The following is an 8,515-nucleotide window of genomic DNA, read 5'->3' on the forward strand; positions in this document are numbered from 1 at the left end:
GCGCGTGGCGAGGACATCGTGCGCGCGCTGCGCCTGTTGCGCAACGGCCTGGTGCTGTGGCTCGCGGTGTTGTTCTGCGGGGGCTTGGCGCATGCTTGAACACGGTGGCCGCTTGCGTGCCGCGACGTGGCTTTACGCGCCCTACTGCGGTGCCGCGTTAGCCTGCCCACGCTGCGGCGGCGAGATGCGAATCATCGCCTTCCTCACCGACGCCGGCGCGGTGCGCGACATCCTGACCGATCTGGGCGAGCCAACATCGCCGCCACGCCTGATGCCCGCCCGTGCACCGCCGCTCTGGGAGATGCAGGGCGCCACCCTGGGCGAGGACGACCCACAGGCTCAACCGGCACCTGAGTACGAATTCGACCAGCGTATCGCCTGGTAGGTGCGGGTTGGAAGTATCCATGCGCAAAGGTCCAGACTGGTGGTCGCCAGCCTTCCCGAAGCTCGTCACCCTCGCTTCCATCCCTTTCACCAGGCCGGCTCGGTTCCGCCTTGCTTGACGCAGAGGTGTTCGAGAAGCGTGACGCGCTCGCGTGTTGTATCAGCCAGGCCATTCCTGAGAAAACGCCGATCCTGGCAAGCAAGACCGAACCCTCAACCAGAAACTGCCTCGCACGGGCGATCAATTGATTATAATCAGACTGTTACCGAAGAGTGACGTGAGCTGCCCAAAGTCCGCCGGCATGTGGGAGGTGACCAGGGAGGCGGCGCTGCTTGTTGGTTTCCCCATCACTGACCATAGGGGGCATCATGACCATTGCAAACTTGACCTTGACCCAGGTACTGGACCAGCTCAACTCGGGCCGGAGCTGGCGTGGCACCAGTATCAGCTATTCTTTTCCGGGCACGGCCCCGGGTCTGTATTCGCAGGGCGAGGCTGCAGCGTTCCGTTCATTCGATGCTGATCAGCGGTCGATGATGACCCTGGCGATGGTCACCTGGGACGATCTGATCTCTCCGGACTTTGTGCAGGGCACGGCGGGCACCACCTACATCGAGTTTGGCTACACCACCTCCAATATCGGCTTCGCCCACGCCTACTACCCGGAAATCGGCAGCGCCTGGTTCAACAGCACCGAATCGGACCTGATCACGCCGCTGATCGGCGGCTACGGCTTTGATACTTTCATCCATGAACTCGGGCATGCGCTGGGTCTCAACCACATGGGTGACTACAACGGCAATGGCAACTGGGCACCCTCGTCGTACCAGGATAGCGTGGTGCTGTCGGTGATGTCCTACTTCGGCCCGCGCTACGCGGCGCCCTATTACTCGTCCGAGGTGATGCAGGCCGACTGGACGGGCAGCGATGGCCGGACCTACTCGGCGCAGACGCCGATGCTCAACGACGTCATGGCGATCCAGGCGATTTATGGAGCCTCCACCAGTACGCGGCTGGACAACACGGTCTACGGCTTTGGGAGCAACATCGTCGACAGCACCCGTGCGATCTATGATTTCTCGCGCAATGCGCATCCGATCCTGACCCTCTACGACGCGGGCGGTCTGGATACCCTGAACCTGAGCGGCTGGTCCACGCCCAGCCGCATCGACCTGCACGCTGGCGCGTTCTCGTCAGGTAATGACATGAGCAACAACATCGCGATCGCCTACAACGCGACGATCGAGAACGCCGAGGGGGGCGGCGGCAATGATGTGATCACCGGCAACGACACGGCCAACCTGTTGCGCGGCGCCGCCGGCAATGACGAGCTCTACGGCAGTGCCGGTGACGATACGCTGGTCGGCGGCACGGGCAACGACGACCTTCGTGGCGGCGCCGGTACCGACACAGCGGTGTTCGAGGGCAGCTTCGCCAGTTACACCATCAGCAGCAGCGGCGGTGTGCTGACCATCAGCAGCTCGACCAGCGGCAGCGACCGGATCAGCGAGGTCGAACGTTTTCAGTTTGCCGACAGCACGCGCACGCTCGACCAGTTGTCTGCCGACAGCGACACCACGGCACCGCAACTGGTCAGTCTGAACCCGTCGGACAACGGCAGCAACGTCGCCGTCGGTGCAAATCTGGTGCTCAGCTTCGACGAGGCCATCAAGGCCGGCAACGGTACGATCAGCATCTATCACAGCGACGGCAGCCTGGCGCGCAGCATCAGCGCCGGTGATGCGGCGCAGGTGCGCATCAATGGCAGTACCGTGATCGTCGACCCTGCCACCGATCTGCTGGCCAGTCGCGGTTACTACATCACCGTGTCGACCGGCGCATTGACCGACCTCGCGGATAATCCCTTCGCCGGCATCAGCAGCGCGACCCGCTGGAATTTCAACACCGGCAGCACCGACAGCACGGCTCCGCAGATCGTGGCACTGACGCCGGCTGACGACAGCGGCAATGTCGCGCGCAATGCCAACCTGGTGATCGTCTTCAACGAAAGCGTTCGCACCGGCAGTGGCAACCTCAACATCCGCGATGCACTTGGGCAGCTACGCACGATCGCGGTGACTGACGGTAGCCAGATCACGATTGACGGCAGTACGGTGACGATCAATCCGACGGCCGATCTGGCTGCTGGCAGCAGCTACACCATCACCGTCGATGCCGGTGCTTTCCGCGACCTGGCCGGCAATCCCCATGGCGGCATACTGACGACCAGCGCCTGGAACTTCAGCACCGGCGCCGCCACGGTGACCGACGACTATCCCTACAGCACCGACACCCCCGGGCTGGTCGTCGTCAATGGCGCAAGCGCATCGGGAGTGATCGAAGTGCCTAAGGACCAGGATCTGTTCCGGGTCGAGTTGCTGGCTGGCGTCAACTACACCTTCGACCTGCAGCGCAACGCCGGCGGACTGGCCGACCCCTTTCTCGCGCTGTTCAGTCCGACCATCACGCAGGTGGCCTTCGACGACGACAGCGGCGGTTCCGGCAACGCACGCATCAGCTATACGGCGTTGACGACCGGTTCGTACTACCTGGCCGCTGTCGACTACGACACCGGCACCGGCGGCTACCTCTTGCGGGCCACGACCGCTGATTCGGTGGCGCCCACCCTGGTCAACCGGACGCCGGCGGACGATGCGCAGGCCGTCAGCGTCAGTGCCGATCTCGTGCTGGGCTTCAGCGAAACGGTGCTGGCCGGCAGCGGCAGCATCCGGATCTACAACAGCAACGGCAGCCTGGTGCGCGAGATCCATGCCAATGACAGCGCCGCAGTGCGTATCGCGGGCAACAGCGTCACCCTCAACCCGGGCGAGAACCTGCCTGCAGGCACCAGCTTCTACGTCAACGTCGACGCAAGCGCCTTTCACGATGCCTCGGGCAACAACTACGCGGGCCTTCTCGACACGAGTTCGTGGAACTTCACCACCGCCGCCGTGCCCGCGACCGACGACTATCCATTGAGCCTGAACACCACGGGGATGATCACGGTCAACAGTCCGGCGCTCAGCGCCCGCATCGACAGCAGCAACGACGGTGACCTGTTCAAGGTGGACCTGAGCGCTGGTGCCACCTACCTCTTCGACATGATCAGCCCGCTCAGCAGTGCGGTAGACCCTTTCCTGGTGCTCTACGGCCTACAGCCCGAGGTGAACCTGATCACCTACGACGATGACGGCGGTCCGCTGCCGCTGGATTCGCGGATCTACTACACGCCCTCCACCTCGGGGACCTACTACCTGGCGGCCTACGACTATGCCGAGGCGACCGGCACTTACAGTATTTCTGCCACGCTCCCGGTCGACGACTACCTGGGGTCGACGGCTACAGGCGGCCGCCTGGTGAGCGGCGGCTCAGTGCTCACCGGCAGCATTGGTGTTCCCAGCGACATCGACATGTTCGCGCTGTCCACGATGGCGGGCGTGCAGTATTCGGTAGACCTGCGCAGCACCGGTCTGGCCGACCCCTACCTGGTGCTGCTCGACGCGGACGGCACCGCCATCGCTTACGACGACGACAGTCTGGGCTCTCTCAATGCCGAAATCACGTTTACCGCGCAGACCAGCGGCACGATGTACCTCGCCGTTTCCGATTTCGATGTCGGTACGGGCGCCTACAGTATCAACGCTTTCCCACGCGTCGCGAACATCACCGGCACCTCCGGTGGCGACAAGCTGACCGGCGGTGCGGACAACGACCTGATCTATGGTTTGGGCGGCAACGACACGCTGACCGGCGGCGCGGGCAACGACACCTTGGGTGGCGGTGACGGCATCGACACCATCAACTATGGTGGCCCTGCCAGCCGTTATGTCCTGGGTGTGCCGGGCACTGGGTGGTCGGTACAGGATACTTCCGGCAGCGAGGGTCGTGACCTTCTGTACGATTTTGAACGCCTTCATTTTTCCGACCACAGTCTGGCGATCGACATCGACGGCCATGCCGGCACGACCGCCAAGATTCTGGGCGCGGTCTTTGGTGCGACTGCGGTCCACAATCGCACCTATGTCGGCATCGCGCTCGGTCTGCTCGACGGCGGCATGTCCGACCAAAGCCTGATGCAACTGGCGCTCGACGTCAGGCTAGGTGCCGCTGCCAGCCACCAGGCGGTCGTCAGCCTCCTTTACACCAATGTGATTGGCAGTGCGCCTCCGCCCGATGCCCTGGCGTACTTCACCAGCCTGCTCGATAACGGTGTGCTCACCCCGTCCGGCCTGGGTGTACTGGCCGCCGAAACCACGCAGAACGCAGTCAACATCAATCTCGTGGGGCTGTACGAGTCTGGTATCGAGTTTGTCTGAATCCCGCAGCAGACCCCATCAAGTGGCTGCTCGGATCTGCTCACCGACTGACGCCGGCTGCCGCAAAACTGGCCATTTCGTTGAGGAAGGCGGCGGCAGCGCGCACCAGCGGCCAGGCCAGTGCAGCGCCGGTGCCCTCGCCGAGGCGCAGGCCGAGGTCGAGCAGCGGTTCGGCGTTCAGGGCGCGCAGTTGTGCAAGATGGCCAGGCTCTGCCGAGCGGTGGCAATAGACACAATAGTCGCGAATATTCGGTGCGATGGCGGCGGCAACCAGCAGCGCTGAAGTGACGATGAATCCGTCGATCAGCAGCAGCAGACCGCGCTCGGCAGCGGCGAGCATCGCGCCGCTCATCATTGCGATTTCAAAACCTCCGAACTCGGCGAGTACGCACAGCGCGTCGGCGCCAGGGGACAGCGCGGCACGCTTCACCGCCTGCGCCAGCAGCGCCTGTTTGCGGGCGAGCCCAGGATCGTCGAGGCCGCTACCCCGCCCGACGCAATCGGCCAGCGGCGTGCCGGTCAGAGAATGCGTCAGCAGCGAAGCAGCGGCGGTATTGCCGATCCCCATCTCGCCGAAACCGACCACCCGGCAGCCACGATCGGCCAGCGCACCGACGATGGCCGCGCCGCGGGCCAGCGCGGCATCGCGCTGGCTCGCGCTCATCGCCGGCTGTTCGAGATAGTTGCCTGTTCCGAAAGCGATCTTGGCGTCGACCAGAGCGTCGCGCACGCCGAAGTCATGCGCGACGCCGGCGTCGATGACCTGCAGTTGCAGGCCGTTGTGACGGGCGAAGACATTGATCGCTGCGCCGCCAGCGAGGAAGTTTTCGACCATCTGCCAGGTCACTTCCTGCGGGAATGCCGAAATGCCGGCGCATGCCGCGCCATGGTCGCCAGCGAAGACCAGCAGGTGAGGATGGTCGAGACTCGGCGTCAAGGACTGCTGTATCTGCCCGATCTGCAGCGCCAGACGTTCGAGCCGACCCAGTGAGCCGGGCGGTTTGGTCTTGCCGTCGATGCGGGCCTGTAGCTCGGGGACGGCGGCGGTGGGCGGGATGGAGAAATGCATGCGCTGGCCAGAGGGGAAGAAAGACGCCGATTATACGCATCCCCGGTCGTGCTAAGCTTCGCCGCATGCGAGAACTGATCATCGGCGGTGCCCGTTCGGGCAAGAGCGTCCTGGCCGAACGCCGGGCCAGCGAAAGCGGATTGCGCGTCATCTACGTGGCGACGGCGTTGGCACTCGATGCTGAAATGTCGCGGCGTATCGAACATCATCGGGCGCGGCGCTGTCCCGAATGGGGTCTGGTCGTCGAACCGATCGAACTGGCCACGGCCCTGCATCGACACGCGGCGCCCGAAGTCTGCCTGCTCGTCGATTGCCTGACGCTGTGGTTGTCGAATCTGTTGTTTGCCGGCGAAGCGGCGAACCAGGCTGAAGCCGGCGAGGCGGTGCATTGCCAGCGCCTCGCCGGCGCGACGCAAGCACTGGTCGACCGGCTGCCGGAACTGCCGGGGCGGGTCATCCTGGTCTCCAACGAGGTCGGTTGCGGCATCGTGCCGACGACGCCACTGTCGCGACTGTTTGCCGATGAGCATGGACGGCTGAACCAGCGGGTGGCGGCGGTGTGCGAACGGGTGACGCTGGTGGCGGCGGGTTTGCCGCTGACCCTCAAGTAGCTGGCGCTTGCTCTGCTGGCGGCGGATCAGTGTTAATGTTGATCCTGTCTGACAATTTTGCCGAACGAGGAGCCAAGAGATGTACAAGCGAATCATGGTCGCGGTTGATGAGAGCTTCATGACCAGCCAGGTCATGCAGGCAGCGATTGAACTTGCCAAGGCCAGCGGTGCACGACTGGCGATCTGCCACGCGATCGACGAAACGATTCTCGCGCAACGGGAAATGGCGATGATGTTGCCAAACAGCGTTGGCAAGACCGAGGCGCGCATGCGCCTGGGTGCGCAGGGGTTTCTCGGCCGGCTTGCCGACGAGGCGCGGGCGGCCGGGATCGAGGCCGAAATCAGGCTCGTCGAGTCTGAGCAGAAGCATGTTTCGGACATGCTCATCGACGCGGCAAGCGAATGGCAGGCCGACCTGGTGGTCGTCGGTACGCATGGGCGGCGCGGCATCGAGCGCTTCTTCGTCGGCAGTGTCGCCGACCGCCTGGTGCGCAAGGGGCATACCTCGCTGCTGCTGGTGCGCGGCGAAGAGAGCGACGAATAGCCAAGGAATCTAGCTGATGGCCTGCGCCGGCAGCCACTCGGCCAGGCGCTGCAGATCCAGATGTTGCTCGACGGCGTCGGCGAGGCGGTCAATGTCCTGTTCGCGGCGCTGACGCGGGTCGAAGTCCTGGGTTGGCCGGTATCCGGCCCAGGTCAGCAACGCCGATAGCGCTGGCGGAGAATCGAACAAGCCGTGACAGTAGGTCGCGAGAATCTGTCCATCGTTCGATAGTGCACCATCGGGCTGGCCGGCGAGGAGCGCCGCCGGTCGGGCCAGTGCCGCGCCGCTGGTGACGCCCATGTGGATGCGGTAACCGGCGACCGTAGCGGCTCCGGGAAGCAGCAGTTCACCACGGACATTCTCCAGGGTCTTCTCGGTGGCCAGGTGCGTTTCATAGTCCAGCCATCCGAGTCCCGGCAGGCTGCCGGCCGGGCCTTCAAGCCCCTGCGGATCGTGCAGTTCGCGGCCGAGCATCTGCAGGCCGCCGCAGATGCCGATCAGTTTGCCGCCGTAGCGCAGGTGGCGACGAATGAACTCCTCCCAGCCCTGCGCACGCAGCCAGGTGAGATCGGACTGTACCGCCTTGGAACCAGGCAGCACGATCAGATCACAGGGTGGCGGTGCCGCATTGGGCCCGACGAAGCGAAAATCGACTTCCGGATGGAAACGCAGCGGGTCGAGATCGTTGTGGTTCGAGATGCGCGGATACACCGGCGCGACGACCCGCAGGCCGCTCGCCGCTTTGTTCTCCACGGTGCGCGGCACGGCATCCTCGGCATCGAGATAAAGGCCGTGCAGATACGGCAACACGCCGAGAACCGGCTTGCCGGTGCGCCCTTCAAGCCAGCGCAGGCCGCTCTCGAGCAGCCCGATATCGCCACGAAAGCGATTGATCACGAAGCCCTTGACGCGCGCCTGCTCGGACGGCGAGAGCAGGTCGAGGGTGCCGCAAAGATGCGCGAAGACACCACCGCGATCGATGTCGGCGATCAGGATCACCGGGCAATCGACGGCTTCGGCAAAACCCATGTTGGCGATGTCCCGGTCGCGCAGATTGATCTCGGCCGGGCTGCCGGCGCCTTCGACGAGCAGGCACTCGTACTGTGCGCAGAGGCGCTGCCACGATTCGAGTACCGCCTGCATGGCGCGCGGCTTGTAGGCATGGTAATCGCGCGCGTCGAGGTCAAGCAGTGCCTTGCCGTGGATGATCACCTGTGCGCGCTTGTCGGTCGCCGGCTTGAGCAGCACCGGATTGAAGTCGGAGTGCGCCGGCAGGCCGGCAGCGAGTGCCTGCAGCGCCTGCGCGCGACCGATCTCGCCGGCATCGACGGTGACCGCCGAATTGAGCGCCATATTCTGCGGCTTGAAGGGCGCGACGCGAACGCCACGGCGATGCAGGATGCGGCACAGCGCGGTCACCAGCACGCTCTTGCCGGCATCGGAAGTGCAGCCCTGAACCATCAGGCTGGGGGTAGGGGTCTTGTTCATCGTAGAATCCAGGTTTCGTCGCCGCGATTGTCGCATGCCAACCGTCCTTTCCCTACCCCTGCTTGCTGCCGAAATGCCAACGTCGCTGTTGCTACCCCTGGC

At 64.3% G+C, this 8,515-nt stretch carries 6 protein-coding genes; 4 read left to right on the forward strand and 2 right to left on the reverse strand.

What is annotated here, in order from left to right; all coding sequences use genetic code 11:
• Positions 1-91 precede the first annotated feature (91 nt).
• Complete coding sequence (locus CAPSK01_RS09290; protein WP_273703410.1) at positions 92-385, forward strand: hypothetical protein; 294 nt, start codon at positions 92-94, stop codon at positions 383-385.
• Between the two features lie 368 nt (positions 386-753).
• Complete coding sequence (locus tag CAPSK01_RS22515; protein WP_273703411.1) at positions 754-4,701, forward strand: Ig-like domain-containing protein; 3,948 nt, start codon at positions 754-756, stop codon at positions 4,699-4,701.
• A 40-nt stretch (positions 4,702-4,741) separates the two neighbouring features.
• Here the strand turns inward: CAPSK01_RS22515 and cobT are convergent, their stop codons facing one another.
• Complete coding sequence (gene cobT, locus CAPSK01_RS09300) at positions 4,742-5,770, reverse strand: nicotinate-nucleotide--dimethylbenzimidazole phosphoribosyltransferase (RefSeq protein WP_273703412.1); 1,029 nt, start codon at positions 5,768-5,770, stop codon at positions 4,742-4,744.
• 65 nt (positions 5,771-5,835) lie between these two features.
• Here cobT and cobU point away from each other — a divergent pair, with 65 nt between their 5' ends.
• Together cobU and CAPSK01_RS09310 are read left to right on the forward strand one after the other, a co-directional pair.
• Positions 5,836-6,381 (forward strand): bifunctional adenosylcobinamide kinase/adenosylcobinamide-phosphate guanylyltransferase, encoded by a 546-nt coding sequence (gene cobU / locus CAPSK01_RS09305; RefSeq protein ID WP_034925654.1) that lies wholly within the window; start codon positions 5,836-5,838, stop codon positions 6,379-6,381.
• Between the two features lie 79 nt (positions 6,382-6,460).
• Positions 6,461-6,925 (forward strand): universal stress protein, encoded by a 465-nt coding sequence (locus CAPSK01_RS09310; RefSeq protein WP_034925657.1) that lies wholly within the window; start codon positions 6,461-6,463, stop codon positions 6,923-6,925.
• A gap of 9 nt (positions 6,926-6,934) precedes the next feature.
• Here the strand turns inward: CAPSK01_RS09310 and CAPSK01_RS09315 are convergent, their stop codons facing one another.
• Positions 6,935-8,413, reverse strand: a complete 1,479-nt coding sequence (locus CAPSK01_RS09315) for a cobyric acid synthase (RefSeq protein ID WP_034925660.1) — start codon at positions 8,411-8,413, stop codon at positions 6,935-6,937.
• Between the last annotated feature and the right edge of the window lie 102 nt (positions 8,414-8,515).

It is taken from the genome of Candidatus Accumulibacter vicinus (genome assembly GCF_000584955.1).
Taxonomy (GTDB): domain Bacteria; phylum Pseudomonadota; class Gammaproteobacteria; order Burkholderiales; family Rhodocyclaceae; genus Accumulibacter; species Accumulibacter vicinus.

Coding starts and splice junctions, on each gene's coding strand:
- CAPSK01_RS09290 (WP_273703410.1), top strand. CDS start 92: ATGCTTGAACACGGTGGCCGCTTGCGTGCCGCGACGTGGCTTTACGCG.
- CAPSK01_RS22515 (WP_273703411.1), top strand. CDS start 754: ATGACCATTGCAAACTTGACCTTGACCCAGGTACTGGACCAGCTCAAC.
- cobT (WP_273703412.1), bottom strand. CDS start 5,770: ATGCATTTCTCCATCCCGCCCACCGCCGCCGTCCCCGAGCTACAGGCC.
- cobU (WP_034925654.1), top strand. CDS start 5,836: ATGCGAGAACTGATCATCGGCGGTGCCCGTTCGGGCAAGAGCGTCCTG.
- CAPSK01_RS09310 (WP_034925657.1), top strand. CDS start 6,461: ATGTACAAGCGAATCATGGTCGCGGTTGATGAGAGCTTCATGACCAGC.
- CAPSK01_RS09315 (WP_034925660.1), bottom strand. CDS start 8,413: ATGAACAAGACCCCTACCCCCAGCCTGATGGTTCAGGGCTGCACTTCC.